Source organism: Cupriavidus sp. KK10, from assembly GCF_018223725.1.
Classification (GTDB): Bacteria; Pseudomonadota; Gammaproteobacteria; order Burkholderiales; family Burkholderiaceae; genus Cupriavidus; species Cupriavidus necator.
Window position 1 is genome coordinate 1,220,790 of sequence record NZ_CP073678.1, and the last position, 26,313, is coordinate 1,247,102.

A 26,313-nucleotide genomic window follows, 5' to 3' on the forward strand; every position below is an offset into this window, starting at 1 on the left:
CTGCCATGACCGTAGCGTCCTCGATCGCCGTTATATCTGCAACCGCCGCAATGACTGGCGCCGCGAGGGCGCAGGCTGCCATAACGGAGGAGGCCGGCATCCTGCCCGGCGAAGCCGCCGTGCGCGACGCTGTCAGCCAGTCGCCGGATGTACAGATGGCCGAGGCTCGTCGCGACGCCGTGCTGGCCCGCGCGGCCGGCATCCGTGCCGGCACCGCCGAGGCCGTGGTGCGCGCGACCGGGCAGGGCCGTCAGGTGCGGGAGCCGTCCGAGCGGTATGCCGAAGGACAATTGGCGCTGGAACGGCCGTTGCGGCTATGGGGCAAGGCCGACGCCGATGGCGCGCTGGCGGACGTGACGGCGCAGTCCGGCCAGCTTGCGGTGATGGATGCGCGCCACGAAGTCTCGCGGCAGATTCTGTCGCTGTGGTTCGGAGCGCTGCGCGCGCAGCAGGTACAGCTGGCGGCGCAGGGCAATGACAGGCTTGCCGCCGAACTGGCAACCATCACCGCACGGCGCGTCCAGTTGGGCGACGCGGCGCGCATGGACCATGAACTCCTGCTGGCCGAGCGTGCCCGTACCGCGGCGGCACTGGCCAGCGCGCGGGCGGCGGAAGCGGCAGCGCAAGCGGAGTTGCGGGCGCGCTTTCCGAACCTTGGGATACCCGGTGGCCTGCCTGCCGACGCTCGCCTGCAGCCCTTGCCGGATGACCCTACCGGGACGCTGCGCAATCGCTATGTGGAGGACAGCCATGAATTTCGCCTCGCCCTGTCCGAGGAAACACAAGCGCAGCGGCAGGCCCGGCGCAGCGATCTGGAGCGCAAGCCTGACCCGACAGTGGGCGTGTTCGTTACCATCGAGCGCGGCGGTGCGGAGCGGATCGCGGGCGTGAGCGTCAGCATGCCGCTTGGCTCCGCGCACCGGCGTTCGGTGGCAGTGGCCGCCGCTGCCGACGCGGAGGCGGCAGCCCGCCGTCGCGTGGCGGTGGAGCGTCGGATCGGTGCCGAGTTCGAGGTGCTATACGGTGGCCTGGAGGGCAAGCGGGCCGCCGCCAAGGCGCTGTCCGAGGCGCTTGCACTACAGCGCAGTGCTGCCGAGCGCACGGGGCGCGCCTACAAAGCGGGTGAAACCAGCTTGAGCGAGCTATTGATGATTCGGCGCGCGTTGGCCGACACCATGCTGGCTGAGCGCGCGGTCGTGGTTGATACGCTGGAGGCCGACAGTCGGCTACGACTGGATCTGCATCAACTGTGGGACTTTGATGACTGAAGCGTTGGCCGATGCCGGTTCTAGCAGCCATGCCGGCGGACTAGTGCTGTTCGGCCGAGAGTGCTGCGCCGGCTCCGAGAGCCTTTCCTGATGCGCTGGATATTACATTACGCCCGCCGCGTATGGTGTACAGTCCATTTCGACCGATGGAAGGGCAACTTCGGGTAGGCGGTGGTATGCCATATGCGCGAGATCTCCGGTTTCCTGTTGTCCGGCGAAACTCGCATCCGGCAAATCCTCGGCGGTCGCGCTCGAACGGAATGGTTAAAGCGTGAGGCCGAATAGGGATTCATACCCATGACGTTTTCGCATGTAATGCGGAGGGTGCGATGCAGAATATTGTCCTGGCGACCGACGGAACGGCCTTTAGCGATGCGGCTGCGCAATTCGTGGCGAGTCGGAAGCTGTTCAGGGAGGACGTGTGCGTGCATGTCGTGCACTGTGTGCCCGATGTGTCCGGCGAGGTCAAGTCCTACATCAACAAGCAAGACATCGAGGCCTGGCATGCCGACGAGAACGCCAGGGTCATGAAATCCGTAATTGATATCCTGCAGGCAGCTGGGGTGCAAACGGCCTGGCACGGCTTGGTAGGGTTCGCCCCCGAGCGCATCGTGGCATACGCGCAGTCGGTCGACGCCGAGGCCATCATCATGGGCACGCATGGACGCGGGGCGTTCCTGGACGCCATCATGGGCTCGGTTGCGAGCCGCGTGATCGCGCATGCGCCGTGCCCGGTGGTGCTGATCAAGCCGAAGGCCACGCCAGCGTAGGCGCGGATGAACGCCGTCATCCCGACAGGCAGTGGCAACGGCACCGCGAACGGCCGCGAGCCGCTGTTTCGGCTGCGGAACGTCGGTAAGACCTACGACATGGGCGAGATCCAGGTCCGCGCGCTGGCTGGCATCGACCTCGACCTGTTCGGTGGCGAATTCGTGGTGCTGCTGGGTGCCTCGGGGAGCGGGAAGTCGACGCTGCTGAACATCCTCGGCGGCCTGGACCGGCCCAGTACCGGGACGGTGGTGTACCGCGATCACGACCTTACCGAGGCAGATGACACGGGCCTGACTCGCTACCGGCGTGAGCACATTGGCTTTGTCTTCCAGTTCTATAACCTGATCCCCAGTCTCACCGCGCTGGAAAACGTCGCCCTGGTCACAGAGATCGCCCTGCACCCGTTGGCTGCGTGCGCTCGGCATGGTGGGTTTGGTGCAGCGCAAGGATCACTTTCCGGCGCAACTCTCCGGCGGCGAACAACAGCGCGTGGCCATCGCGCGCGCTGTGGCCAAGCGCCCGGACATCCTGCTGTGCGACGAGCCAACCGGCGCGCTCGACTACAGCACGGGAAAGCTGGTGCTTGAGGTGCTGGAACGGGTGAACCGCGAGCTGGGCGCTATTACCGTGGTCATCACGCACAATGCAGCGATCTCGGCGATGGCCGACCGCGTTGTTCATATCAGCAGCGGGAGCATCACCGGCATCGAGCGCCATGCCACGCGCGCCAGCCCCTCGGAGCTGTCATGGTAAGCGTCCGAACGAAAATGCTGGGGCGCGACCTATGGCGGCTGCGCGGGCAGGTGATCGCCGCCGCGCTGGTGGTTGCCTGCGGCATCGCCGTCCTGGTCGGGATGCAAGGCGCCTGGCAGTCACTGGCGATCGCGCAGGAGCGCTACTACGCCAGCCACCGATTTGCTGATGTGTTCGCCAATGTCAAGCGTGCGCCGGGGGGTGTCGCCGACCAGATTCGTGCCCTGTCAGGCGTCAGGGGCGTCGAGACGCGGATCGTGCGCAACGTGACCGGCGATGTGCCAGGCTTCAGCGAGCCCGCCACCCTGCGGCTGGTTTCCTTGCCGGCCACCGGCGTGCCAGTGGCAAACGCGCTCTTCCTGTTGTACGGAAACTATCCGAGCCCCGCCCGGGAGGGCGAGGTCGTGGCCAGCGCCGCATTTGCTGCCGCGAACGGTCTGGAGGTGGGCTCCCGCGTCACAGCCATCCTTAACGGGCGCGAACGGCAGTTGGAAGTGGTCGGCATCGGAATATCCCCCGAATATGTCTATGAAGTCGGCCCGGGCATGGTGTTCCCGGATAACCGCCGCTTCGGCGTGCTGTGGATGGGTCGGGATGCGATTGCATCAGCGTTCGGCATGGAGGGCGCGTTCAACGATGTGGCGCTAACGCTCGACGTAGGCGCGGATGCGCGCCAGGTCATCGGCCCGCTCGACCGCCTGCTGGCGCGCTACGGCAGCCTCGGGGCCTACGGCAGGGAGGACCAGCTGTCCCATCGGTTCCTGACCGACGAGATCGCCGAGATCGGCATCACCGCCACGTACGTGCCGGCGATGTTTCTCGCGGTGTCCTCATTCCTCCTGTACGCGCTGCTGAGCCGACTCGTAACCGTCCAGCGCGCCGAGATCGGCTTGCTCAAGGCGTTCGGTTATGCAGATCGCACTGTCGCCCTTCAGTACCTGCGGTTCGGACTTGTCACCGTCGGGGTCGGCATCGCAGCCGGGATACCGGGAGGCTTCTATTTGGCGCAGCTGATGGTGGCTCTGTATCGCCAGTACTTCCACTTTCCGCAACTGCAGGCCGAGCTCAGCCCGCGCGCGCTGGTGCTGGCCGTGCTGGCGAGCACAGCGGCGGCGACGGTTGGGGCCGGCGCCTCGGTGTGGCGCGCGACCAGGTTGCCGCCCGCCGAAGCCATGCGACCAGAGCTGCCCGAGGGTTTCCGCGCGGGCCTGCTGGATCGCATCGGCCTGCTGCGCGCGATGCCGATCCCGTTGCGCCTGATCCTCCGCAACCTTGCCCGGCGGCCGGGCAAGGCCGCGCTTTCGATGATGGGGATCGCCCTGGCCGTCGGGTTGATGGTGGTCGGCAGGTTCGGGCTGGACGGGGTGAACCAGATTCTCGCATTGCAGTTCGGCCGGGCACAGCACGACGACGTGACGCTGATCTTCACCGACCCACAACCCGCCGCCGCCGTCTTCGACGTGGTGCAGCTGCCCGGCATCCTGCGAGCTGAAAGCTTTCGGGTTGCCCCGGTCTGGCTACGCCACGGCCACCGCGCGAAGCGGGTGGAACTCACGGGCCTTGACGCCGATTCGGACCTGCACGAGGTGGTCGGCCATACCATGGGGCGCCAGCAGGTCAGCGCGGATGGAGTGGTCATCTCCGCCAGGCTGGCAGCGGCCTTGCACCTGCAAGTCGGCGACCGGGTCGAGGTGGCGTTGCTGGAGGGCCGGCGCAACGTTTTCACCCTGCCGGTGACAGCGACCGTTGACGACCTGCTAGGCCTTGGCGCCTATGTGGAGCGCCAGGCTTTGTCGCGGCACCTCGGCGAAAGCCCCGCCATCAGTGGCGTCCATCTGCGCATCGACACGCGGATGGCGGAGCCGCTGTACAGGAGGCTGAAGCGCCTGCCGGCGATCAGCTCCGTCATCGTGCGCAGTGCGGTGCTGGAAAGCATCGGCAATACGCTGGATCGTACCTTCGTCATTTCGAGCCTGGTCCTGGCGGGGTTTGCCTCGGTCATCGTCGCCGGCGTGGTCTACAACAATATCCGCATAGCGCTCTCCGAGCGCGGCAACGAGCTGGCGAGCCTGCGAGTCCTGGGCTTCTCGCTGGGCGAAGTCGCAACCATCCTGATTGGCGAACAGGCGCTGCTGACGGCCGCGGCATTGCCGTTCGGCATCGCCGTAGGCTATGGCCTTTGCGCACTGCTGGTGCCGGTGTTCGATCGGGATGCCTTCCGGATTCCGCTTGTGCTGGAGCGGACCACGCTCATCTTCGCCATGGTGCCCGCAGCGTGCGCCGCGCTCGTGGCAGGCCTGCTTGCCTTGCGGCGCCTCCAGCACCTTGACTTGGTCGCTGTGCTGAAGACGCGGGAGTAGCACGCCATGCGCCTGTCGGGCGGTACGGCCGCCATCGTCCTCGTCGCCATCGGGCTGATCGCCGAATCCGCCTACCTGCTGATGCCTGCGCCGTTGGTGGTTGACACGGTGCAGGCCGTGCGCGGCCCGCTCGAGGTCACGACCAGCGAGGAGGGCGAGACCCGAAGCAAGGAGCGCTTTGTCGTGACGGCGCCGGTCAGCGGCAGGCTGATGCGCATTGGACTGCGCGAAGGCGACCTGGTCGAGGCCGGACAGGTCCTCGCCGAACTGGCGCCATTGCCGCTGAGTGCGCGGGAGCAGGAGGAGGTGCGGGCCAGGGTGGCCGCCGCGCGGGCAATGCATCGGGAGGCGCTGGAACGGGTCCGACACGCTGCCGAGGACTATGCGCAAGCCCAGCGCGAGCGGCAGCGGATCGACCGCCTGGTGCGCGAGCGCTTCCTGTCGGCGCAAGCGGGCGAGCAGGCCGCCAATCTTGGCATTACCGCGGGCAATGAACTGGCAGCGGCGCAGGCACGGGCCAGCGCAGCACTGGAGGAGGTCCGGGTGGCCGAGGCCGGCATGCTGGCATTGCGCGAGCTCAAGGGCGGGTCCTCGTCCATGGTCGCGGTGACGGCCCCTGTCGCAGGGGCGGTGCTGGAACTGCCCGAACGCAGTGAACGGATCGTGAGCGCAGGCACGCCGTTGCTGACGCTCGGCGATCCGCACGACCTGGAGATCGTGGCGGAACTGCTGTCCACCGAAGCGGTGAAGGTGCAAGCGGGGATGCCCGTGCATATTGACGGCTGGGGCGGCGACTCGCAGGTCCGCGGTATCGTGCGGCGGGTCGAGCCGCATGCCTTCACCAAGATATCGGTCCTCGGCATCGAGGAAAAACGGACCAATGTGATTATTGACGTGATCGAACCGCCTGCGCAGCTGGGAGATGGCTTTCGGGTGATCGCCAGGATCCGCCTATGGCGGGCAGAGAATGCGCTCAAAGTCCCGGTCAGTTCGATCTTCCGGTGCGACACGGCGTCATGGTGCGTGTTCTCGGTCGTGAATGGCCGCGCGGCACGGCGCGAAGTGCGAATCGGTCACAGGAATGCGGAGGAGGCCGAATTGCTTGATCCGCTGCCCGAGGGCCTCCAGTTGATCCGCTATCCATCGAACAACCTGGCGGACGGCCAGCGCGTGATCGAACGCAGCATTCCGTAGCCTTCAGTGAATGAGCTTCGGATAGCATGTCAGGGGAACCGGACCTTCTTCGCTTACCCAAATCGTGTCCTCGACCCGTACACCGTAGTCTTCGCGATAGATGCCGCAGTTTCCGACGCCGAGTACCATACCCGCCATCACATGATCGACTTTTTGCTCGCCATGGACAACTGCATGACCGCCCGGGATGGGAGCCTCTTCATGTTCGATCCCGATACCATGGAACACAGGGCGTAGGAACTTGTCCCCATAACCTTCGTGTTCGAGCGAGGCGGCCATTGCACCGTCAATGCCCATCAGATCCGCCCCGGGGACTGCCGCGGCAATTCCACGCTCCTGCGCCATAACGTAGGCTCTCAATGCCTTCGCCGCGTCAGTAGCTATCGGCTCGACAAGAAACGTCCTGCATAAGTCTGCAGTGTATCCGTCCACAATTGGAGCGAGGTGGACCTGAACGACTTCTCCGGGTGCGATGGTTTTCCGGGATGCAGGACCGTGAGCCATCGCCGCTCTCCAGCCGGAGGCGACATACGTTACCGATGCCCATCCCTCGGCGCTAGCCTTTCGCACGGCGAATTCTGCACCGGCGATCTCGATTTCCCGAATCCCCGGCCGCAGCGCACGCGAAACCGTATCCATCCCCGAGTCTGCTACTTTAGCGGCAGCCTTTATGCTTGCCATTTCGGCCACGTCCTTCAACATGCGGAGTTGCGAAACAATTGGTGTAGCGGATACAACATGGGCTTTCGGTAGGATGTGGGCAACAAAGACTTCATATAAGGCGGCGTCGAAAAAGTTCTTCTCGATGGCAATCGTTGCTTGTGTAAGGTCGAGTTCCTTTAATACATCGCGGAAGCCGTGGAACATCTCGACTTCGCTCTGGAAAGAGCGAAGCTCGGTTGCGACGGAAGTGCGACGAATGCTGGCCAGATCACAAGCCGGCACGGCAACAACACAATGCAGCGTGCGAGTCAGCAGCGCCAGCGCGCAAGGTCGACCGTCGCCAGTGAAATATGCAAGATTTGCAGGTTTCATCAGCAGCAGCGCGTCGACGTCCTGCTGCTCCATCAAAGCCGCCGCGCGCTGCCAACGGGCCGCGTAATCAAAGACCGGCTTGTCCATGATGTGATCCTCACTTCGGGCATATCCACACGCTTCGGCGCCGGCGACGCTACGCTGAAAGCTTCGCAGACGCTCACTCCGTTCTGCTGCTGCAGCGGGACTGCTGTCGCAAGCGCGCACGGCCGGACGGCAAGGGGCTGGCAGGTCGCCGGTCCAACGGGATCGGTCCGCGCGAGGGCCAAACCTTACGGCTAGACCAATCATCCGCCTGGCGCCATCGTTCTACCCATGCCCGGGCCCATGCCCGGACCCATGCCCGGACCCATGCCCGGACCCATGCCCGGACCCATGCCCGGACCCATGCCCGGACCCATGCCCGGACCCATGCCCGGACCCATGCCCGGGCCCATGCCCGGGCCCATGCCTTGGTCGTTGGCCATCGTCTGCATCATTTCCTGCATGAACGCCATGTGACTACCCGCCATGTCTTGGCACATCTGCATTTGATTTGATGGGGCGTTTCCCTTGGCGACTCTTTTGCCAGGAGCCATACGAGCAGGGCCGCCCATCTTCATCATGTCCTTTTGCATGATGGCCATTGCATCTTGCATGACCTGATGGCGTTCAGCCAAGAGGGCCTGGCGCTCTTCCGGCGTCTTGGCCCGCGCAAGCCGCTCTCTGATGGCACGCAGGTGGGCAACCTGGGCGTCCAGCCTTGCATCGCTGGAAACTCCGGGGACTACGACCGGAGGCATATTTTGTTGTTTTTCAGGATGGTGCTGCTCATGCTCCGTGCCGGTAGCCGGTGACGCCGGGAAAGCTGCTGGCGCCCAAGCGAGCACGACGGCCGCAGTGATAAGGGTGGAGAGGCGATGGTTGGTGGACATGGGAGATCCTCCTAAGAAGACATGACAGTTCCTAGTCCAAGGTATGCGGCGGTCAGGGATTTGAGTTGATTGGGATCAACGAAGCGATGGGTGTACCGGGCGTTCAGTCCCATCGATGTGCTGGTCTGCGCGCCGGAGCAATCTGCGCAGACCATTTGCTGATGCCCTCATGTTGGCCAGGAACACATCCGGGGCGGAATACCTAGAATTGGACTATGAGGGCGGCAAGTCAGGAGGAACCGTGCAAAGCGCCACTTCGCCCGTCGGCGCCAGCCCTGCGGCGGATTGTTTGTTCCTCTGCCACACCTCTATCCAACGGCACTTCGCTGCCAGTGCTGGCGTGCCTACGCCCGTTGCATGCTTGATTTGGCGCGCTCCGCGACCTCGAACACGAGCATGCCAGCAACCATTGCTGCCATAAAGCCAATAGCCTTTGGATAGCCAGCGCCCAGGGCAACCAGCGCGGGGCCAGGGCAGAAGCCGGCCAGACCCCAGCCGACGCCGAAGGCGGCGCTGCCCAGGACCAGCCGCAGCGTTACGGTCGTGCTGGCCGGCAGTTGCACAGGCAGCCCCAGGAAGGAGCGCTTGCGGTGTTTGGCGATGAGGAAGGCGAGCGAGCCAATGGCAATGGCACCGGCCATCACAAAAGCGAGGGACGGATCCCAGGTTCCTGCAAGGTCAAGAAAGCCCAGCACCTTGGCCGGGTTGGCCATACCGGAGACCATCAGGCCAATGCCAAATAGCAAGCCTGCGAGGAGTGCAGTCATGGCGGTCATATCACCCTCCAATCAGGTGCCGTTGCACGAAAACAGTCAGGAATCCCGCCACCATGAAGGTGAGGGTGGCGACCAGCGAGCGGATGGAGCCGCGCGAGATGCCGCACACACCATGGCCGCTGGTGCAGCCGCTGGCGTAGCGGGTGCCAAGGCCGACCAGGAAGCCGGCGGCCAGGATTTCGCCCCAGCTTGCCTGAATATCCGCAATGGCCGGCTTGCCGAGCAGGCTCGCAATCACAGGAGCGCCAACCAGGCCAGCGAGGAAGGTCAGGCGCCAGGCCATGTCCTTGCGAGGCAGGCTGAGCAGACCGCCGAAGATGCCACTGATGCCGGCAATGCGGCCGTTGAACAGCAGCAGCACGGCGGCTGCCACACCGATGATGAGCCCGCCGACCAGTGACAGGCCGGGCGTGAAGTTAGCGAGGTCAATCAGCATGTCGCCTCCTGGTTGGCACAGAACTGTTCATAAAGGACCGCCATGACGGCAAGCGCCTGGGGGCTCGCCACCGAATAGAAGATGCTCTTGCCGTCACGGCGCGTCGCCACCAGGCTGTTCTCGCGCAGCACACCGAGCTGTTGAGACAACGTCGGCTGCCGGATGCCGAGCTGTTCCTCCAGCTCACCGACAGACAGCTCGCCTTGGGACAGGCGGCACATCAGCAGCAGGCGATCCGGATTGGCAAGCACCTTGAGCAGGGCGCAGGCCTGCGCCGCTGCAACTTGCATGCTGGCGAGGTCGATGGCGGAGTGGGGTTGGTCCATAGGTCGGTTACATTTTGCTTGTTAATATTATATGAAACAATAGAATGTATGTGAATAGAATGCACTGCATCCAAGGAGGCGAGCGTGCACCCGACTATCCAGCCGTTCTTCGACCCTGCGACCTGGACCGTGACGTACGTGGTCTTTCAGGAGGGGCGCTCCGAGTGTGCCATCATCGACTCAGTGCTGGACTACGACCCCAAGGCGGGGCGGACATCTACCGCAAGTGCTGATAAGGTCATTGCATTTGTGCGCGCGCACGAACTGCGTGTCGAGTGGATTCTCGAGACGCATGCGCACGCCGACCACATGTCTGCCGCGCCATACCTGAAGCGCCGCCTGGGTGGCCAGATAGCAATAGGCCAGAACATTCGCCGTGTACAGGGGGTGTTCAAGAAACTCTTCAATCTGGAACCGACGTTCCGGCTCGACGGGTCGCAGTTCGACCAACTGTTCGACGACGGAGCGACGTTTGCCGTCGGCGGCCTGACCGGCAGGGCGATTCATGTGCCAGGACATACACCCGCCGACATGGCTTACCAGATTGGTGATGCGGTCTTTGTGGGCGATACGCTGTTCATGCCGGACGTCGGCACGGCTCGCTGCGATTTCCCGGGCGGCGACGCGCACGAGTTGTATCGCTCCATCCGCAAGCTGCTGGACCTGCCGAGTAATACACGGCTCTTCATGTGTCACGACTATCCGCCCGAGGGGCGCGGGCCTGCATGGGAAACGACGGTGCGCGCTCAGCGCGAAGGCAATATCCACGTGCATGACGGCGTGAGCGAGGAACAGTTCGTGGCCATGCGCCAGGCGCGCGATGCGACGCTGGCGATGCCCACGCTGCTTCTGCCGTCGGTGCAAGTCAATATCCGAGCCGGGGAGTTGCCGCCGCCCGATGCGAATGGCGTTCGCTATTTAAAGATCCCGCTAAACGTCCTCTGAGTCAGGTTTGTGACCGACCTTACCGATGAGTGGCGCATGAGAGCTACGCCTCGATTGGCGTGGACCAGTCCGAGTTGAGGCAGGTATTGTTTTTCATCAACTCTCTTCATCTGAGGAGCACTATCATTTGCATGAAGGGGACAGGCAAACGCATATGTTCGCTGGTCCTGACTTCGAATCAGTAGCCTTGAGACTGACCGACGTCGTCGACTGGGCCGGTCTTTTGCAGAAATGCAAGCGTAATCGCCCGCGGTAGTCCTCAAGGTTGGCGCGGCTGCATCCAGTTCTGGTGCATCATCATGTGGTGCATCTTGCCACTGACGTCGCTGAAGGTGCTGACCCATAGCAAGATCCCCGTGCTGGTCTACCGCTAAAGCGATGGCATCGAGACACGTCCGCCGTTTGCTCCAAGAAGACGGCTACTCGCTGAGCACCCATTCAATGGATGGTGCGCCACGGCTGGATGACCAGCCGATACGGGAAGCGGCCGCTTGCACCGAACGAGAAGGGCTAGGAGAAGCGACAATGAAACTGCTCGTGGAACAAGTGGAAGTCTGGGTGGCGAGCATTCCGGACAAGCCCGGCGGCCTGGCCGCGATCTTGACGACCCTGCGCGATGTCGGGGCCGACCTGCAATTCATCATTGCACGGCGCAGTCCAGACAGGCCCGGCGAATGCCTCGTGTTTGTCACACCGCTGCAGGGAGATCGGGAAATGGTGGCGGCGGCCGTGGCAGGGTTCAATATCGCGCGGAAGCAGCACTGTGTTCGAGTCCAGGGCAGCAATCAGCCGGGGCTTGCCGTTGCAATGACCGAGGACCTAGCCGAAGCGGGGATCAACCTCCATGGCTTTTCAGCGGCGGTGATCGGTACGCAATTCGTCGCGTACGTGGCCGTTGACTCGCAAGCAGAGGCGAACCGGGCAGCGGACGTCCTCAAAGCCGTTCTTTGAAGGAGCGCGTTCACACATGATGCGCTCGCGATAGGTATCGAGAGGCGTCGAGTGCCCGGTTCGCGCGACGTGCACAACGCCTCGGATTCGATTGGCGAACGCCCCGCGCGACAGACCAGATTGTCGCCCGGTCTCATTCAGCGCCTACTTGGTCTGTGGCCCGAGGCCCCAGATACCACCGGCATTGCCGGCAGCCACCGTTGGCTCTGTTGCGCAATGCGCGCGTTACGATAGCGAATTGCCTGCGCCCCGTTGTTGCCTACCGGCTGTGGCCTCTTGCCTCAGTCAGACCAGCACGTGACGTGTCTCTAGAAAGAAGCGCTGAATCTGTTGTTCAATGTCCGGATCGATCATTTTGTCCGGCCGGTTTCCGTTCGGGCAGGCAAGCCTTGGGGTCGTTCCAAACAAGCGGCAAATCAATGGGCGCTCCGAATACACGCTGCATCCCGTGGTACCAAGATGAGGGCAACTTAGGTTTGCCAGCGCAGTTTCGTGCTCAGCATCGCTCTTGACGGGAAGCCTCGACATTTCCTCCGTTGAGGTTGTCACAGGGCCACAACAGTCATGACATCCAGGGGTGCACTCGAACTTGGGAATTCGTGAGCGAAGAAATCTGATCTTTTGACTATTCATTGGTGCAGGTATCAAGCAGTAGGTCAGTAGCGAGCCGAGGTAGCGGAAGGTCGTGCGCTACGTTCAACCCAACTGTGCGCCGCGATCTCGTTCAACTACCGTTCCTTCGACGGTAGTCCGAGGAATTCCGACGCCTCTTGCATAGCGCTCTCGGCCAGCTCACGGGCTTCCTCGCCTCCGCCGGGCGTCATCCGGCCGACCAGTGCTGCGTAGAGCAAGTGGATCAGGTCCACGGCACGGTGATACTGTTCGTCGCTCATGTCTTTCTCTCTACGAAGCCATTGAGCCGTGTCGTCAGCTCAGGTTTTCGCAACTTTCGCAATGCCTGGGATTCCAGTTGGCGGATGCGCTCGCGGGTCAGACCGAACTGCGCGCCGATTTCATCCAGCGTGTAGTCTGTCTGCAGCCCTACGCCAAAGCGCATGCGCAAAATTTTTGCCTCGCGCGGGGTTAGCCTTGCCAGAACGGTTTCCATTTCCTGATGGAGTGCCACCTGGGTCGCCGCGTCCACTGGGGATACCGTGTCCTCGTCAGCCAAGGTGTCTCCTAGTAGGGCATCCCCGCTTTCCCCCAAAGGCGTCTCCAGCGAGATCGGCTGCTTGACGAGATTCAGGATGGATTTGATCTGTTTCTCGCTCATCGCCAAACGGGCAGCCAACATGGACGGCGTTGGCATGGCGCCAGTTTCCCTGAAGATCTCGCGTGAATGCCGGTTGATCTTGCCCATGGCCTCCACAAGATGCATCGGTATACGAATGGAGGGCGCCGTATCGGCGATGGCACGTATGACCGCCTGCCGAACCCACCAGGTGGCGTAGGTTGAGAACTTGTAGCCGCGCCGGTAATCGAATTTGTCTACGGCGCGCATGAGTCCAATATTTCCCTCTTGGATGAGATCCGGCAACGGCAAGCCACGGTTCTGGTATTTCTTGGCGATGGAGACCACCAGTCGGAGGTTGGCCTCGATCATCTCGGACCGGGCTTGCAGGGCTTTCGTCTTCGCCTTCGCGACTCGTTTGGCGGTTTCCCGCAGATCCCCCAGCGGCATCCCGGCGCGGGCCTCCAGGGCACGCAACTGTTGCTGAAGCGCTCGCACTTCAGGCGCCCATCTTGTCAGGTGAGCGCGAATGGCAGGGTTCTCGGCGGCGAGCGCTTTCATCCAGTCTAGATTTGCGGCTTGATCCCTGAATCCTTCTAGAAACACTTCGCGCGCGATGCCACATTTGTCGATCAGAATCTCGGCGATGTGGCACTCCGTTTGACGAACCTCCCCGATCAACGCTTCAAGGATCTGTGTGAGCTCCGCAATGGCGGGCGGGCTAAAGCGGAATGCCGCAAGCTCAGATTGGAGGGTGATCAGCACCCTGACATACTGGGTGGGTTCTGCTTTTGGGCAGCAAGCGACTCTGGCAAGCGCATTGGCCTGGCATCGGATTGCTGCAAACCTTTCGAAGGCAATGCCCCGCCATCGCAGTGATTCGCTATCAGAAGACGTCATCGGCACCGGATCGCCATCGTCGAGCCCTGTATCGTCACCTTCCAGCTCCGTTTCGGTCTGCACCTGCGCTTCTGATTGCAGGCTACCGCCTGCCTCGGCTTGCGGCTCCACAATGTGATCGACCAGATCATCAAATGCCATCTCATCGCAGGCAACCCGGTCGGCCATAGCCAGGAGTTCGGAAACCACGACTGGGCAAGCCACCATCGCCGCCATCATTTCCGCCAATGCGTCTTCGATGCGCCGGGTGATGGCCACCTCCTCCCCGCGCGTCAGAAGAGGGATCGCGCCGATCTCTCGCAGGTACATCTGCGTGGGATCCGTCGTGCGAGTCAATCGACCGTCGCTCTGCGTGATGGCCGCGGCGACTTCCTCTGCGACATCCTCCTCATTTGCGGAGGGTGCCGCATCCTGAGTCAGCCATGCTGGAGCTTCCGCCGGCGCTCGGTCGGCCACCTCGATGCCGAGATCGGCCACCATCGCCAGCGTCCGGTCGATGGCACCTGATGTTTCGTCGCAATCCGGAAGCTGATCGCTCAGCTCACCACGCGTCAGGAAACCGCGCTCTTTGCCAAGGGCGATTAGCGCAAGCAGGCTTGTACGTAGGTTCTCGCTCATTTAATTGCGCGCTCACGCGCCTCGCTTCCGCCTGAGGCGTTCGCAAAGCGCATCATTTCTGCCCCCGGCGTCAGCCAGACCGCGACTTCACTGAGGGGCTGGCCGATGGCTGTGCCAGTTCGGGCCGTCCTTTCAGTTGCCTCCCCGCCCGGGAAGATGTTGCACGAGCCAGATCAATGCCGACACCGCAGCAATGGCCCAGAGCGTTACGATCACCAGCGCCGCGACGTGGATGACGGGGCGGCTGATGGCTGCAGCGGCCGCTGCGCGATGCTCGCGCATCACTTCAACCGGAATCCATCGTATTGCTAGCAACAAGCCGAGAGGCACCACCACCACGTCATCCAGATAGCCGAGCACTGGAATGAAATCCGGAATCAGGTCAATGGGCGACAAGGCATAGGCGGCGACCAGCAAGGCTAGCGCTTTCGCATACCATGGCGTGCGGCGATCTTGCGCGGCCAGCCACACCGCGTGCGCATCTTCCTTGACTGCGCGAGCCCAACGCCGGGAGCGTGAGGCCAAATGAGGCAGAAGGTCCCGGCGCCACAAGTGCAGACGCACATCGTCGAGCACAGGGACTGCCGCGAGGGCGAGCAGCAGGGTTGCCAGCACGAGCGTGGCGCTGAACCCGACGTGCTTGAACCCCAGGGCACCAATGATCCCGCCGGCGAAGAACAATGCGATGAGCGTGATGAGTACCCGCAGTTTGTGCCGATTGGCGAGCACCGGTGGCTTGCTCAAGTCGGCTCTGGACAAGTTCCAGTAAAACAGCTTGCCCAGTTCTATGCCGATGTCCGTGACCATTCCGGTCACGTGCGTGGTGCGGATTTCGGCGTTTGACAGCTTGGTGATCATGGCATTTTGTAAGCCCATGATGAAACAGAGCACCATGACCGTTGCCGGCACGAACAGCCATTCGTGGTGCTCGAGATTGCTTCCAAGCAGGCCAAAACACACCAACAGCGCGGCTTCCAGCATGAGTGGCAATGCGTATTCGCTATGCAGGTGCTCGCGCCGACCCCAGTTAATCAGCACCGCTGAGCAGGCGGCGCCCGCCAGAAACGACAGCAGCGCCCCCAGGCCGTCCAACATCAGCCAGAAACTGCCAAGCGCCAGGTTGTCAGCCATGGCGGACACGATCCCCGACATGTGCGAGGTATACTGCTGCACGGCGAGGAAGCCGCCTGCGTTGGTTGCTCCGGCAACAAAGGCCAGGTAGCAGGCCAGTTGCCGATTGCTGTCGGGACTGCGCTCCTTCCCGGTCAGCTTACGCAAGTACAGGATTGGCATGGTTGCGTTGGTGAGAAGGCCTGCACGCAAGGAAGAGGCTTGTCAATACCGGACCGACCGCCTTGCCAGCTTGGGCCAGGCGGCACGATCCGATGCAAGGCGCTCGCCGCGTTTCAGACGGTGAGCGGCTGCAGTCAGGTTCAGCGAATGCGCCGTTTCCAGGATGCGCGCCCGCGCCTTCAGTGCTTCTAGAGCGGGCAGCTTGTGTGCCCCTTTCCAGGCGAACAGCGTGTAGTTAGCACTGTCCTCGGACAGGGAAATCGACATTGATTTGCCGAACACGGCGTTGACTTCCTCCAGATAGAGCGGGATATCGGGATCGCTCTCGAGAAAATTCGCGACCAGCACACCGGTGTCGGCCAGGCGTGCATGACAGGCGGCATAAAAATCCGCGGTGCCAAGCTGTACCGGCATGCCGTCGGCCAGGAAGCCGTCCACCAGGATGACGTCCGGACGCGCATTCTGGTTCGCGACATATTCGGCGCCATCCGCGCAAACCACCTCGAGTCGTTCGTCGTCCGGCGGGATCTGGAACTGCTCGCGCAAGGCGATGACCGCCGGATTGATCTCAATTGCCACAACCTTGGTGTTGGGTAGATGCCGGTAGCAGTATTTGGCAAGTGAACCGCCACCCAAGCCGATCATCGAGATTCTGGTTGGAGTCGGGTGCAACAGCAGGAACCCCATCATCGTCCTGGTGTAACCCAGCACGAGCTTGTCGGGATCCTTGCGCGACATGAAGCTTTGGGTGGCCAGTGCGTCGAAATGCAGCGACAGCGCGTGCTTGGTTTCCAACACCTGGGGCGTACCGTTGCTGGTCGCCTCGGCCAGGAATTTCAGATAGGCCTCGAACGAGGAGCGGTCGGCGTGCATCTGTCCGTTTCCATTAGAGAGACTTGGGGAGTGCATCCCCCCTGAGCAAGGCCGCGATGGTAACGACAGCGGCGGCCTCGTCCACGCCGTCCGCCTGGATGCGTATGTACGTCCCCGCCGGAGCGGACAGCCGCATGACCTCCATCACGTTCTTGGCGTTTGCGACCCAGGGGCCGCTGGTGAGCAGGATGTCGCACTCAAACTGATTGGCCGTGAAAGCCAAGCGCGCGGAATTCCGTGCCTGAAGCCCATCCTTGGCGGCCACCTCTATGGTCACTTCTACCACTGTGCCCTCATCGAAAAAAAGTGAGCCAAAACGCTCATCCCTACTGATGCCGCGAGTGCGTGCTTGGCATGCAGTTTTGCTTACGCTCCGGCATCACGACAGTTCATGTCGGCGGGATACGTAGTGAGCCTTGCAATTGTATATAATGATAATGCTATTATCATAACATGACACTCCAGAACGCATGGAATCCAAGACCGCTCGCCTGACCGTATTGATCGATCCGGAGAAGAAGAAGGCTTTTGAGGCGCTCTGTGCCGCCCAAGACCAGACGCCATCTCAGATTGTTCGCCAGATGATCCGCGACTATTTGCAGCAGTACGAGGTGGACTACGCCACCAAACCGAAGATCGGCGCACCTGGTTTGGCGGCGAAGGAACGTGGGTGATACGTAGTAGGAAAGGGCTAGTTGCCCAGGCGTTCGCATGGGTCTGCTTCACATGGCGCGACGCGCGTTAGGTGCTTTCGGGGCCAAGCGGTGTCGACGATTGCGAGTCTGGGCCTAAGTTGGCAAATTGCAGGGCATCGCATACAAGGCGCCCTGGCGAGCAACATCGCTAGCGCCGTGCGGGATTGGTCTGCCGCTGCCGAATGGCGCTCAGAATCCCGCGCAGGATCTCTAATGGCGGTGGTGGACAGCCTGGCACGGTTACGTCTACGGGGATGACATTGGCGACACGACCGCAGCTTGCATAGCTCTCCCCAAAGATACCGCCGGTGCAGCCACAGTCGCCCACCGCCACTACCAGTTTCGGCTCCGGGGTTGCCGCGTAGGTACGGCGCAGGGCCTCTTCCATGTGACGCGAGACGGGTCCGGTCACCAGGAGCATGTCGGCATGGCGCGGGCTGGCGACGAACTTGATGCCGAGACCTTCAATGTTGTAGTAAGGATTGCCGAGTGCGTGGATCTCCAGCTCGCAGCCATTGCACGAGCCTGCGTCGACCTGCCGGATCGTCAGCGCCTGACCGAGAATGTCGAGCAGCTCCCGGTGAATGCGCTGGATAGAGGCGGGCTCGCCCGCCGCGGTGGGCGGCGCCGGCTCGGTGACAATGCCGGTGCGGGCAATCTGCTTGAGGATTTGCCACATCAGAGATCGTGCCCCGAATAGCTGAGGTTGAAGGATTTGTTGATCAGCGGAAAGTCCGGCACGATGTTGCCGATGATGGCGTGCTCGAGCACCGGCCAGTTCTGCCACGATGGGTCGTGGCAATGGCAACGGAGGATGCGGCCGTCATAGGTAAGTTCGAGCGCGACGAAGACTTCGCCACGCCAGCCCTCCACCCATCCTGCCCCGATGGCGGCGCCAGCGGGCGCTTGCAGCACGATTCGCGTGGCTCCGTCCGGCAGGCCTGCACAGATAGCGCGGATCAGGCGCAGCGACTCCAACAGCTCATCGAATCGCACCGCCACGCGGGCGGCGACATCGCCACCGCGGTGGGTGGCCATTTTCACTGCCAAGCTATCGTAAGGTAGCCAGGCGAGGTCGCAGCGCAGGTCCACGGCGCGGCCACTGGCACGTCCGGCGAGGCCGGTCAGCCCAAGCCGGGCGGCAAGCTGTGGCGTGACGCGGCCCGCCTCAAGAAAGCGGTCCTGCAGGCCCGCGTGCTCATCGTACACCGCACGCAGCACGCGTACTTCCCGCTCAATGTGGTCGCACTGCTGACGCAGGCGCTCAAGCATCGCTGGCGTCAGGTCGCGCGCAACGCCGCCCGGCACCACGGCGTCCATCATCAGCCGGTGACCGAAAGCCTCTCCGGACAGCCGCTGCCAGTCTTCGCGCAAGCGCGAGAATTGCGCCTGGCCGAAGGCAAGCCCCGCGTCGTTGCCCAGCGCCCCCAGGTCACCCATATGATTGGCCACCCGCTCACGCTCGAGCATCAGGGCGCGCAGCCAGTCCGCCCGCGGTGGAGGCGTGCAGCCCCAGGCGGACTCCAGCGCCATGCAATAGGCCCAGGCATAAGCCACGGTGGAATCGCCCGAGACCCGGCCGGCCAGCCGGAAACCCTCAAGCGGCGCCAGATCGGCGAAACGCCGCTCGATGCCCTTGTGGGTGTAGCCCAGGTGTTCTTCCAGCCGCAGCACCTTCTCGCCGACCACGGAAAAGCGGAAATGGCCGGGCTCGATGATGCCGGCATGCACCGGGCCGACGGCGATCTCGTGCACCCCGTCACCCTCCACACGCACGAAAGGATAGTCGGCAGGCAGTTTGCCGGCCGTGGCCGCTCCCGCAGACGCGCCGCTTTGCAGCGGCCGCGCCCCCGGCGGCCACAGGCCGTGGTCCAGCCAGGCCCGGGCATCGCGGTTGCCCGGCACGGCGATACCCAACAGGTCGGTCATGGCACGCTGCATCCGGCCCGCGCATGGGAATACGCCGGCCAGATCCGGCACCGCGGGCGCGATACCATCAAGCCGCAGTTCGAGCCATATCAGTCCCCGCGGCGTGGCGTACGTCACGCATGCCGTCAACGCACCGCCGCTGCCACTCCGGTCGACGCCCCACAGCGCGACGAGGCGCCCGCCCGCGTCCGCCACCGCACGGGCCGTGGCGGACCAGCCGTCGTGCCCGACCTGGCCATGCCAGACTGGCAGGGGCCCGGGCAGCCGCAGCAGATCGAGCCTGAGATCTGACGGTGTCATCGGGTCAGCTCCCCAGCATGGCGGCTGCCTGCCGGTACCAGGTGTTGAGATAGGGCGGGATATAAAGACCCAACATTAGCCCCAGGGCGAGGTGCGTGAACACCGGGACCAGCGCTGGCGGATGCGCCAGCGGCTTTAGCGTGGTGTCGCCGAACACCATCGGTTGCACCCGACTGAACACCGCGGCGAACGCCAACCCGAGTGCGAGCAGCAGGAAGGGCGTGGCCCAAGGCTGCTCGCGCATGGCGGTCGTGACGATCAGGAACTCGCTAGCAAAGACCCCGAACGGCGGCATACCCAGGATGGCGAGCACCCCTACCATCAGACCCCAGCCGACCGTGGGACTGACACGGATCAGTCCGCGGATGTCGTCCATGATTTGCGTGCCAGCTTTCTGCGCGGCGTGGCCAACAGCGAAGAAGATCGCGGACTTGACCAGCGAATGCACCGTCATGTGCAGCAGGCCGGCGTAGCTGGCGACCGGCCCGCCCATGCCGAAGGCGAAGGTCATCAAGCCCATGTGCTCGATCGACGAATACGCGAACATGCGCTTGATGTCGCGCTGCCGGATCAGGAAGAAGACGGCCGCGACCACCGATAGCAGGCCGAACCCCATCATCAGGCGGCCGGTCAGATGGTTGCCCAGCGCCGCATCGGTCAGCACCTTGCAGCGCAGCACGGCATAGAGCGCCACATTGAGCAGCAGGCCGGAGAGCACCGCGGACACCGGGGTTGGCCCCTCGGCGTGGGCATCGGGCAGCCAGTTGTGCAGTGGGACCAGGCCGACCTTGGTGCCATAGCCGATAAACAGGAAGGCGAACGCCAGCGTGATGATGTTGGGATCGAGCTGGCGCTTGACCGCGTCCAGGTTGGTCCACAGCAGCGCGCCACCCTCCGGGCCGATGACCTGCTCGGCGGCCATGTACAGCAGCACCGTGCCGAACAGTGCCTGGGCAATCCCCACCCCGCACAGGATGAAGTACTTCCATGCCGCCTCCAGGCTAGCGGCGGTGCGGTAGACGCTGACCAGCAGCACCGTGGTCAGTGTGGCGGCCTCCATCGCAACCCACACGATGCCCATATTGTTGGTCGTCAGCGCCAGCAGCATGGTGAAGGTGAAGAGCTGGTACATGCTGTGGTACAGGCGCAGCCGCGGCGGCGTCATCTTACCGTGATCGTGCTCCACCCGCATGTACGGCCGCGAGAAGATCGAGGTGGTCAGGCCCACGAACGCGGTGAGCGCAACCAGAAAAACGTTCAGCGGGTCGATGTAGAACTCACGGCCCCACGCCAGCATGGGGCCATTGGCGACGATTTGCGCCGTAAGCATGCAGGCGGCGAGGAATGTGCCCAGGCTGAACGCGACATTGATGTCGCGTGCACGCTCGCGATGTCCCACCAGCGCCAGCACCAGCCCTCCGGCGAACGGGGTTGCGAGCAGCATGGCCAAGGAAATCAACTCAGTCCTCCTTCAGCTTCTCAAGGTTACGGATGTCCAAGCTGTCGAACTGCTCGCGGATCTGGAACATGAACACACCCAGGATCAGCACGCCGATCAGCACATCCAGTGCGATGCCCAGCTCGACCACCATCGGCATGCCGTAGGTTGCGGCGGTGGCGGCGAAGAAGAGACCGTTCTCTATCGCCAGGAAACCGATGACCTGTGGCACCGCCTTGGAGCGCGTGATCATCATCAGGAAGGACAACAGCACGCAGGCCAGCGCGATGCCCAGCGTGCCGCTGGCGAGCTTCAGCGACAGCCGCGAGATCGGCATGGTGAGGTTGAAGGCGAAGATAACCACTATGATGCCGATCAGCATGGTAGTGGGAATGTTGATCAGCGTCTCGACGTCCCAGCGTATCTGGAGACGATCGATAACGCGGTGCAGCAGATAGGGGATGAGCAACACCTTGAGTATCAGGGTCAGCCCGGCCGACAGATAAAGGTGCGGCTGGCCCGTCACGTAGCCGACGACGGCGGTGGCCAACGCCAAGGTCGCCCCCTGCAGCGTGAACAGGTTAATCAGCGACAGGATTCGTCGTTGCGAGATCATGGCGAAGGCGAGGATCAAAAGCACCGCGCCAAGGAGGTTGACGAACTGGGTAAGGAGCGCAGTCATTGCCGTGTTCTCAGTGAGCCAGCAGCAAGTGGACCAGCATGCCGATCACAGCCAGCAGAAAGGCAGTGGCCAGGAACTCCGGCACACGGAAGATGCGCATCTTGGCGCTCGCCGTCTCCAGCGCCGCCAGCAGAACCCCACCCACGATGAGCTTGAGCAGCAGCGCGGGCAGCGCCAGCAGTATGGCCAGGGGAGCATGCGCTTCGGCAATGCCCCAGGGAAAGAACAGTGCCAGGCCGATGCAGGAATAGGCGAACAGCTTGAGGCTGGCCGCCCATTCAAGGAGTCCCAGATGTCGGCCCGAGTATTCGAGGATTAGCGCCTCGTGGATCATCGTCAGCTCGAGGTGAGTGGCGGGATTGTCGACCGGTATACGGGCGTTCTCGGCCAGAGATACCATGGTGAACGCAACGCCGGCGAACGCCAGGCCCGGGTAGATGGCCAGGTCCCGGTGAGCGATCGTCTCCACAATGGTGGTGAGCGAGGTGGACTTGGAGATCAGCGAGGCGGAGAACAGCACCATCAGCAGCGCCGGTTCCGCCAGGAAGCCGATCAGCATCTCGCGCCGCGCGCCCAGCGTTCCGAACGCGGTGCCGACATCCATCGCCGCCAGCGAGATGAAGACCCGCGCCAGCGCGAACAGGCCGACCAGGGCGATCGCGTCGGCGGCCGGTGCCAGTGGCAGGTCCGTGGAAACGGTAGGGATGATCGAGCAAGCGAGCGCCATGCAGCCGAACACCACATAGGGCGTGGCGCGGAACAGCGGCGACGCATTATCTGCGACCACCGATTCCTTGTTGAATAGTTTGTGCAGCATTCGATACGGTTGCCAGAGGCTGGGTGCCGACTTGTTCTGCAGCCATGCCCGCCACTGATTGACCCAGCCGATCAGTAGTGGCGCCAGCGCGATCGAGATCACAATCTCGAGTAGCTGTGACAGGATTCCGGTCAGGTTCATGTAACCTTTATCGCATCACAGCCAATAGCGTGGCGGCCAGGGTCAGGAAGCTGTACAGCAGGTATGCCGAGATGCGTCCCTGTTGCAACAGGCCGATCAGCCGGGCCAGATACGACGCCAGATCGATCACGGGGACATACATCCAGCGCCAAAAATGATCCGCCACTGTGACCCGGTAGTGCGGCTGTTCATCGAATGGCGTCGGCAGATCGCGGCGCATCAGGAAAAACGGTTCAAAGATCTGGCGGATCGGCTGTCCGAAACCCTCGGCAGTGTCCTGCATGCGCGCGGTGCTCCATGGGAAGCCGCAAGCCCAGGGCGGGCTGCGGCGAAGCCGACCGTGGTAAAAGCGGCGCACCAGCAGGTAGGCGAGCGCAAAACTGGCGAGGATGCCTAGCAGGAAAATGACCGGCCCATAGCTGGCCTGAGCCAGGCCGGTCGGCGCCAGCAGCCAGCCGCTGGCCGCGGTCCGGGCGCCGAGTCCGCTCGCCACCAGCTGCTGCGTCACCGGATCGATCAGCTGGACGAACTGGGTCGGCAGCAGGCCAAGCGCGATACAACCCAGCCCCAGCCACAGCATGCCCGCGCGCTCCCAGCGGCCGGCGTCGTGCGCGTGGGCCAGCTTGGGCTCACGGGGCTGGCCGAGGAAGATCACCCCGAAGAACTTGACCATGGTGTAGCCGGCCAGTGCCGCCACCAGCGCGATCAGCGCGGCTACCACCGGGATCAGCATGGTCAATATCGGTTCCGGGAGACCCGGCGTGAACAGGAAGCTCTGCAGCAGCAGCCACTCTGAGACGAAACCGCCGAGCGGGGGCAGCCCGGCGCTAGCCAACACGCCCAGCAGCGTCAGCCAGCCCACCCATGGCATATAGCGAATCAATCCGCCTAGCTTGCCGAGGCTTCGCTCCTCGGTGGCATGCAGCACGCTACCGGTTCCCAGAAAGAGCAGGCTCTTGAAGAAGGCATGGCTGGCGACATGGTAGAGCGCGGCTGTCAGGGCCAGGGCGGCCATTGGCGCCATGCCGTAGGCTGAAAACAGCAGTGTCAGGCCCATGGCAACGAAGAGTAGGCCCATATTCTCGATCGACGAATAAGCCAGAAGCCGCTTCATGTCGGTTTGTACCGCGGCAAAGACCACGCCGAACAGCGCGGTGGCCAATCCAATGGCCAGCAGCAATCCGCCCCACCACCACAGACGCACGTGCAGCAGGTCGAAGGACACACGCAGCAGGCCGTAGATGGCAGTGTTGAGCATGACGCCGCTCATCATTGCCGACACCGGTGACGGCGCAGCCGGATGCGCCTCCGGCAGCCAGACGTGCAAAGGTAGGACGCCGGCCTTGGCGCCGAATCCGAACAGCGCCAGCAGGAAACCGACCGAGGCCCAGAGCGGCGTCAGCGCTTGGCCTCGCATGCTGGCAAACGTATAGTCGCCGGTGTTGGCCTGCAGCACGCCAAAGCACAGCAGGATGGCGATCGCTCCGATGCGTGCCATCGTGATGTAGAGATAGCCGGCGGCGCGGACTTCGGCGATGCGGTGGTTGGCGGTCATCAGGAAAAATGAAGACAACGCCATGGTTTCCCACATCACCATGAAAGAGTAGGCATCGTCTGCCAGGATCACCCCGGTCATGCTGGCGAGGAACAGGTGGTACTCAAGACAAAGGAGGCCTGGTGGCGTGCCTTCGCCCTTGCGGAAGTAGCCAGCCGCAAACGTCGAGATGCCGGTCGCCACCCCTCCCATTACCATCAGGAAGTAGGCCGACAGGCTGTCGAGCCGGAGGTGGAACGGCAGTGCGGGCAGGCCAATGGGCAGCACGGCAGCCTCAGGCGCGCGGAATACGGCGTGGAGCGCCAGACCGAACAGCGCCAGCCCTAGCAGTCCCCCGATGGGGAATAGCACGTGGGATACCAGGGCAAACCGATGCAGCACCAGGACCCCTGCCACGCCGACAAGCAGCCAGGCCCCAACCACAACAAGCATCCAGTCGAGATGGAGCCATTGGGTAAGAGGGGGCACGCTGCTCATGGATCAGGCTCCGCGACGGATCGCACGGCGCTTGGCGGGAAGTTTCGCGTCGCGCCGCGACGGCGCGCCGACCGGTGGCCTCTCTTTGCCCATGGCTTCCGCTTTGTCCGTGTCCACGCCGCTGGGGACGTACTGGACGCCATGCCGGGCCAGGTAGCCGCGGATAAGACGCCGTATCACCTGCGAGGCGGTCAGATCCTGCTGTGCGCAAAGGCGCTCGAAGGCAGCCTTCTTGTTGGGATCGATGAGCAGCGTAAGCCGAGCGGTCTTTTGCTCCATGGGAGCCTCAAGATGGCAATACGATGATTACATGAATCACATCATAGATGATGGTCATGCGAATCCAAAGGGCTAGAGGCGTTGGCCGGCCGATTCCGGAACACCGAGAAGTTTTTCTCGATTTCCGTCAGCAGCCGGTTGGCCGCCACCGATAGTGGTCGTCCGGCGCACGAACAGCCGCACTTGTGCCATCTGGCAGAGCGGGTAAGCAAGCTCGAGCGCGACCAACTGGCCCGCCTCGTAGACGATGCGGGCCCATGCGGATATGGCCTTTACCGGCAGCTTGCAGGGAAGGGATTCGAATGCATGGTGTGCGCGCCGTCGCTAATCCCGAAGAAGCCCGGAGAGCGCGTCAAGACCGATCGGCGCGCTGCGGTCAAGCTGGTGCGCACGTTGCGTGCAGGGGAGCTGTCGGCGGTGTACGTGCCCAGCGTCGAGGACGAAGCATTCCGGGATCTGTCACGCCTGGGTCAACGCCAAAGACGATATGAAGCGCGCCCGCCAACGGCTGAAGGCCTTTCTGCTTTCACATGGGGTCCGCTACAGCGGCAGAGCCGACTGGGGAACAGCTCACCGGCGCTGGATCAGCGCCTTTGTGTTCGATAGCGCGTGGCAGCAACTTGCCTTTGACGAAAATCGACGTGCTATCGAGGACCGGATCGCGCAATGCAGCCGTCTCGAAGCGGCCCTGCGCGAGGCAGTGGTCAACTGGCGCTTCTCCCCGGCCGTACTGGGCTTGCAGGCCATGGTGAAGTGATGGGCAAGAGCCGAGCGGCGCTCGACAAGGCAATCCCCGGTGTTCTGGAGAAACTCGCCGGGCGACTACCCGGCATGCTCATCGAGTCACTGCGCGAGCAGTAGAATGACCTCGATAAGCTCGACCGGCAGATCGCCGACATTGAACGGCGCTTGCAGGCATGGCTGAAAGACGACCAGGCATGCAAGGCGATTGCTGCCATACCGGGCGTCGGGCTCCTGACCGCCACCGCGGCCGTCGCGACCATGGGTAATCCGAAGCCGTTCAGGTCCGGGCGGGAATTCGCGGCGTGGCTCGGCCTGGTTCCCAAACAAACGGGCACGGGCGGGAAGACCGTGTTGCTGGGCATCAGTAAGCGAGGTGATACCTAATGCGAAGGATCCGGGTGCATGGGGTACCCAGCTCGTCAAACGACGGCATTCCAACGTCGCGATCGTCGCGCTCGCCAACAAGATGGCCCGTACAATCTGGGCAGTTCTCGCCCACAACAGCCCCTATGAAAAAGAGCATGTGAGTACGAAGCCGGCATGATCACGGTATGTGCTGTACCAGAGCAATAACCCTTTACAGGACGACACGTTGAAAGGTCGCGGTGGCAA

25 protein-coding genes and 4 pseudogenes are annotated in these 26,313 nt (G+C 63.1%); 10 read left to right on the forward strand and 19 right to left on the reverse strand.

Annotated elements, in window-relative coordinates; translation table 11 throughout:
• Positions 1–5: 5 nt before the first annotated feature.
• Positions 6–1,268 carry a TolC family protein gene (locus KB879_RS37050; protein ID WP_211984523.1) on the forward strand — a complete coding sequence of 421 codons (1,263 nt, stop codon included), beginning with the start codon at positions 6–8 and terminating at the stop codon, positions 1,266–1,268.
• Positions 1,269–1,466: 198 nt separating this feature from the next.
• Here the strand turns inward: KB879_RS37050 and KB879_RS40660 are convergent.
• A pseudogene (locus tag KB879_RS40660) lies at positions 1,467–1,526 on the reverse strand (PEP/pyruvate-binding domain-containing protein); the annotation flags it as partial.
• Between the two features lie 71 nt (positions 1,527–1,597).
• Here KB879_RS40660 and KB879_RS37060 point away from each other — a divergent pair.
• From KB879_RS37060 to KB879_RS37075, 4 genes and pseudogenes are all read left to right on the forward strand, one after another.
• Positions 1,598–2,038 carry a universal stress protein gene (locus KB879_RS37060; protein ID WP_153955592.1) on the forward strand — a complete coding sequence of 147 codons (441 nt, stop codon included), beginning with the start codon at positions 1,598–1,600 and terminating at the stop codon, positions 2,036–2,038.
• A gap of 6 nt (positions 2,039–2,044) precedes the next feature.
• Positions 2,045–2,792 (forward strand): annotated as a pseudogene (locus KB879_RS37065) (ABC transporter ATP-binding protein).
• Positions 2,786–5,152, forward strand: coding sequence for an ABC transporter permease (locus KB879_RS37070; protein WP_211982855.1), 2,367 nt, complete (start codon positions 2,786–2,788; stop codon positions 5,150–5,152). Before KB879_RS37065 ends, KB879_RS37070 begins: the two are co-directional and overlap by 7 nt.
• Before the next feature lie 6 nt (positions 5,153–5,158).
• Entirely contained in the window at positions 5,159–6,346 is a 1,188-nt protein-coding gene (locus tag KB879_RS37075; protein ID WP_211982856.1) for an efflux RND transporter periplasmic adaptor subunit, read from the forward strand.
• Between the two features lie 3 nt (positions 6,347–6,349).
• On the opposite strand, the gene KB879_RS37080 is transcribed toward KB879_RS37075, so the two are convergent.
• The 5 genes from KB879_RS37080 to KB879_RS37100 form a co-directional block, all read right to left on the reverse strand.
• Complete coding sequence (locus KB879_RS37080) at positions 6,350–7,468, reverse strand: Xaa-Pro peptidase family protein (protein WP_211982857.1); 1,119 nt, start codon at positions 7,466–7,468, stop codon at positions 6,350–6,352.
• Between the two features lie 200 nt (positions 7,469–7,668).
• Positions 7,669–8,295, reverse strand: a complete 627-nt coding sequence (locus KB879_RS37085; RefSeq protein WP_211982858.1) for a hypothetical protein — start codon at positions 8,293–8,295, stop codon at positions 7,669–7,671.
• Between the two features lie 344 nt (positions 8,296–8,639).
• Entirely contained in the window at positions 8,640–9,071 is a 432-nt protein-coding gene (locus KB879_RS37090; protein ID WP_211982859.1) for a DUF6691 family protein, read from the reverse strand.
• Position 9,072: 1 nt separating this feature from the next.
• Positions 9,073–9,507 carry a YeeE/YedE family protein gene (locus KB879_RS37095; RefSeq protein ID WP_035825887.1) on the reverse strand — a complete coding sequence of 145 codons (435 nt, stop codon included), beginning with the start codon at positions 9,505–9,507 and terminating at the stop codon, positions 9,073–9,075.
• On the reverse strand, positions 9,501–9,833 hold the full coding sequence (locus KB879_RS37100) for a metalloregulator ArsR/SmtB family transcription factor (protein WP_013959517.1): 333 nt from the start codon (positions 9,831–9,833) through the stop codon (positions 9,501–9,503). The genes KB879_RS37095 and KB879_RS37100 overlap by 7 nt, the downstream gene beginning before the upstream one ends.
• Positions 9,834–9,917: 84 nt before the next feature.
• Between KB879_RS37100 and KB879_RS37105 the strand changes: the two genes are divergently transcribed.
• Both KB879_RS37105 and KB879_RS37110 read left to right on the forward strand, forming a co-directional pair.
• Positions 9,918–10,778 (forward strand): MBL fold metallo-hydrolase, encoded by an 861-nt coding sequence (locus tag KB879_RS37105; protein WP_211982861.1) that lies wholly within the window; start codon positions 9,918–9,920, stop codon positions 10,776–10,778.
• A gap of 525 nt (positions 10,779–11,303) precedes the next feature.
• Complete coding sequence (locus KB879_RS37110; RefSeq protein WP_211982863.1) at positions 11,304–11,729, forward strand: amino acid-binding protein; 426 nt, start codon at positions 11,304–11,306, stop codon at positions 11,727–11,729.
• A gap of 285 nt (positions 11,730–12,014) precedes the next feature.
• On the opposite strand, the gene KB879_RS37115 is transcribed toward KB879_RS37110, so the two are convergent.
• The 6 genes from KB879_RS37115 to KB879_RS37140 all read right to left on the reverse strand — a co-directional run bounded on the left by KB879_RS37115 (position 12,015) and on the right by KB879_RS37140 (position 16,930).
• A complete protein-coding gene (locus tag KB879_RS37115) occupies positions 12,015–12,362 on the reverse strand; it encodes a YkgJ family cysteine cluster protein (RefSeq protein WP_084187518.1) in 348 nt (115 codons plus the stop codon).
• Between the two features lie 95 nt (positions 12,363–12,457).
• Positions 12,458–12,622 carry a hypothetical protein gene (locus KB879_RS37120; protein ID WP_013959513.1) on the reverse strand — a complete coding sequence of 55 codons (165 nt, stop codon included), beginning with the start codon at positions 12,620–12,622 and terminating at the stop codon, positions 12,458–12,460.
• Complete coding sequence (rpoD, locus tag KB879_RS37125; protein WP_211982865.1) at positions 12,619–14,478, reverse strand: RNA polymerase sigma factor RpoD; 1,860 nt, start codon at positions 14,476–14,478, stop codon at positions 12,619–12,621. Before rpoD ends, KB879_RS37120 begins: the two co-directional genes overlap by 4 nt.
• A gap of 132 nt (positions 14,479–14,610) precedes the next feature.
• A complete protein-coding gene (locus KB879_RS37130) occupies positions 14,611–15,771 on the reverse strand; it encodes a DUF1275 domain-containing transporter (RefSeq protein ID WP_035825899.1) in 1,161 nt (386 codons plus the stop codon).
• A 42-nt stretch (positions 15,772–15,813) separates the two neighbouring features.
• Positions 15,814–16,644 (reverse strand): fused MFS/spermidine synthase, encoded by an 831-nt coding sequence (locus tag KB879_RS37135; RefSeq protein ID WP_211982867.1) that lies wholly within the window; start codon positions 16,642–16,644, stop codon positions 15,814–15,816.
• A 13-nt stretch (positions 16,645–16,657) separates the two neighbouring features.
• On the reverse strand, positions 16,658–16,930 hold the full coding sequence (locus KB879_RS37140; protein ID WP_013959509.1) for an HPr family phosphocarrier protein: 273 nt from the start codon (positions 16,928–16,930) through the stop codon (positions 16,658–16,660).
• A 184-nt stretch (positions 16,931–17,114) separates the two neighbouring features.
• Here KB879_RS37140 and KB879_RS37145 point away from each other — a divergent pair, with 184 nt between their 5' ends.
• Positions 17,115–17,318, forward strand: coding sequence for a ribbon-helix-helix protein, CopG family (locus tag KB879_RS37145; protein ID WP_013959508.1), 204 nt, complete (start codon positions 17,115–17,117; stop codon positions 17,316–17,318).
• Between the two features lie 169 nt (positions 17,319–17,487).
• Here the strand turns inward: KB879_RS37145 and KB879_RS37150 are convergent, their stop codons facing one another.
• From KB879_RS37150 to KB879_RS37180, 7 genes are read right to left on the reverse strand one after another with little or no spacing between them, the layout of a single operon-like run.
• A complete protein-coding gene (locus KB879_RS37150; protein WP_013959507.1) occupies positions 17,488–18,018 on the reverse strand; it encodes an NADH-quinone oxidoreductase subunit B family protein in 531 nt (176 codons plus the stop codon).
• A complete protein-coding gene (locus KB879_RS37155) occupies positions 18,018–19,568 on the reverse strand; it encodes an NADH-quinone oxidoreductase subunit C (protein ID WP_211982869.1) in 1,551 nt (516 codons plus the stop codon). Before KB879_RS37155 ends, KB879_RS37150 begins: the two co-directional genes overlap by 1 nt.
• Before the next feature lie 4 nt (positions 19,569–19,572).
• Positions 19,573–21,012 (reverse strand): hydrogenase 4 subunit F, encoded by a 1,440-nt coding sequence (locus tag KB879_RS37160; protein ID WP_035825909.1) that lies wholly within the window; start codon positions 21,010–21,012, stop codon positions 19,573–19,575.
• Positions 21,013–21,028: 16 nt separating this feature from the next.
• Entirely contained in the window at positions 21,029–21,688 is a 660-nt protein-coding gene (locus KB879_RS37165; protein ID WP_153955584.1) for a formate hydrogenlyase, read from the reverse strand.
• Between the two features lie 10 nt (positions 21,689–21,698).
• Positions 21,699–22,646: a respiratory chain complex I subunit 1 family protein gene (locus KB879_RS37170; protein ID WP_153955583.1), complete on the reverse strand. Its 948-nt coding sequence runs from the start codon at positions 22,644–22,646 to the stop codon at positions 21,699–21,701.
• A 7-nt stretch (positions 22,647–22,653) separates the two neighbouring features.
• The gene (gene hyfB, locus KB879_RS37175; RefSeq protein WP_153955582.1) at positions 22,654–24,678 is read right to left on the reverse strand and encodes a hydrogenase 4 subunit B; all 2,025 of its coding nucleotides are present in this window, start codon (positions 24,676–24,678) and stop codon (positions 22,654–22,656) included.
• Between the two features lie 3 nt (positions 24,679–24,681).
• Positions 24,682–24,957, reverse strand: a complete 276-nt coding sequence (locus KB879_RS37180; protein ID WP_211982871.1) for a ribbon-helix-helix protein, CopG family — start codon at positions 24,955–24,957, stop codon at positions 24,682–24,684.
• 237 nt (positions 24,958–25,194) lie between these two features.
• Between KB879_RS37180 and KB879_RS37185 the strand changes: the two are divergent.
• Both KB879_RS37185 and KB879_RS37190 read left to right on the forward strand, forming a co-directional pair.
• Positions 25,195–25,705 (forward strand): annotated as a pseudogene (locus KB879_RS37185) (IS110 family transposase); the annotation flags it as partial.
• Positions 25,693–26,245 (forward strand): annotated as a pseudogene (locus tag KB879_RS37190) (transposase); the annotation flags it as partial. The pseudogenes KB879_RS37185 and KB879_RS37190, both read left to right, overlap by 13 nt.
• Between the last annotated feature and the right edge of the window lie 68 nt (positions 26,246–26,313).

Excerpts from the sequence above, each read along its gene's own strand:
- KB879_RS37100 (WP_013959517.1), bottom strand. The coding sequence starts at position 9,833 with ATGGACCAACCCCACTCCGCCATCGACCTCGCCAGCATGCAAGTTGCA.
- KB879_RS37080 (WP_211982857.1), bottom strand. The coding sequence starts at position 7,468 with ATGGACAAGCCGGTCTTTGATTACGCGGCCCGTTGGCAGCGCGCGGCG.
- KB879_RS37090 (WP_211982859.1), bottom strand. The coding sequence starts at position 9,071 with ATGACCGCCATGACTGCACTCCTCGCAGGCTTGCTATTTGGCATTGGC.
- KB879_RS37095 (WP_035825887.1), bottom strand. The coding sequence starts at position 9,507 with ATGCTGATTGACCTCGCTAACTTCACGCCCGGCCTGTCACTGGTCGGC.
- KB879_RS37135 (WP_211982867.1), bottom strand. The coding sequence starts at position 16,644 with ATGCACGCCGACCGCTCCTCGTTCGAGGCCTATCTGAAATTCCTGGCC.
- KB879_RS37060 (WP_153955592.1), top strand. The coding sequence starts at position 1,598 with ATGCAGAATATTGTCCTGGCGACCGACGGAACGGCCTTTAGCGATGCG.
- KB879_RS37120 (WP_013959513.1), bottom strand. The coding sequence starts at position 12,622 with ATGAGCGACGAACAGTATCACCGTGCCGTGGACCTGATCCACTTGCTC.
- KB879_RS37115 (WP_084187518.1), bottom strand. The coding sequence starts at position 12,362 with ATGAATAGTCAAAAGATCAGATTTCTTCGCTCACGAATTCCCAAGTTC.
- KB879_RS37145 (WP_013959508.1), top strand. The coding sequence starts at position 17,115 with ATGGAATCCAAGACCGCTCGCCTGACCGTATTGATCGATCCGGAGAAG.
- KB879_RS37150 (WP_013959507.1), bottom strand. The coding sequence starts at position 18,018 with ATGTGGCAAATCCTCAAGCAGATTGCCCGCACCGGCATTGTCACCGAG.
- KB879_RS37155 (WP_211982869.1), bottom strand. The coding sequence starts at position 19,568 with ATGACACCGTCAGATCTCAGGCTCGATCTGCTGCGGCTGCCCGGGCCC.
- KB879_RS37160 (WP_035825909.1), bottom strand. The coding sequence starts at position 21,012 with ATGCTGCTCGCAACCCCGTTCGCCGGAGGGCTGGTGCTGGCGCTGGTG.
- KB879_RS37085 (WP_211982858.1), bottom strand. The coding sequence starts at position 8,295 with ATGTCCACCAACCATCGCCTCTCCACCCTTATCACTGCGGCCGTCGTG.
- KB879_RS37070 (WP_211982855.1), top strand. The coding sequence starts at position 2,786 with ATGGTAAGCGTCCGAACGAAAATGCTGGGGCGCGACCTATGGCGGCTG.
- KB879_RS37180 (WP_211982871.1), bottom strand. The coding sequence starts at position 24,957 with ATGGAGCAAAAGACCGCTCGGCTTACGCTGCTCATCGATCCCAACAAG.
- KB879_RS37130 (WP_035825899.1), bottom strand. The coding sequence starts at position 15,771 with ATGCCAATCCTGTACTTGCGTAAGCTGACCGGGAAGGAGCGCAGTCCC.
- KB879_RS37170 (WP_153955583.1), bottom strand. The coding sequence starts at position 22,646 with ATGAACCTGACCGGAATCCTGTCACAGCTACTCGAGATTGTGATCTCG.
- KB879_RS37050 (WP_211984523.1), top strand. The coding sequence starts at position 6 with ATGACCGTAGCGTCCTCGATCGCCGTTATATCTGCAACCGCCGCAATG.
- KB879_RS37110 (WP_211982863.1), top strand. The coding sequence starts at position 11,304 with ATGAAACTGCTCGTGGAACAAGTGGAAGTCTGGGTGGCGAGCATTCCG.
- KB879_RS37165 (WP_153955584.1), bottom strand. The coding sequence starts at position 21,688 with ATGACTGCGCTCCTTACCCAGTTCGTCAACCTCCTTGGCGCGGTGCTT.
- KB879_RS37075 (WP_211982856.1), top strand. The coding sequence starts at position 5,159 with ATGCGCCTGTCGGGCGGTACGGCCGCCATCGTCCTCGTCGCCATCGGG.
- hyfB (WP_153955582.1), bottom strand. The coding sequence starts at position 24,678 with ATGAGCAGCGTGCCCCCTCTTACCCAATGGCTCCATCTCGACTGGATG.
- rpoD (WP_211982865.1), bottom strand. The coding sequence starts at position 14,478 with ATGAGCGAGAACCTACGTACAAGCCTGCTTGCGCTAATCGCCCTTGGC.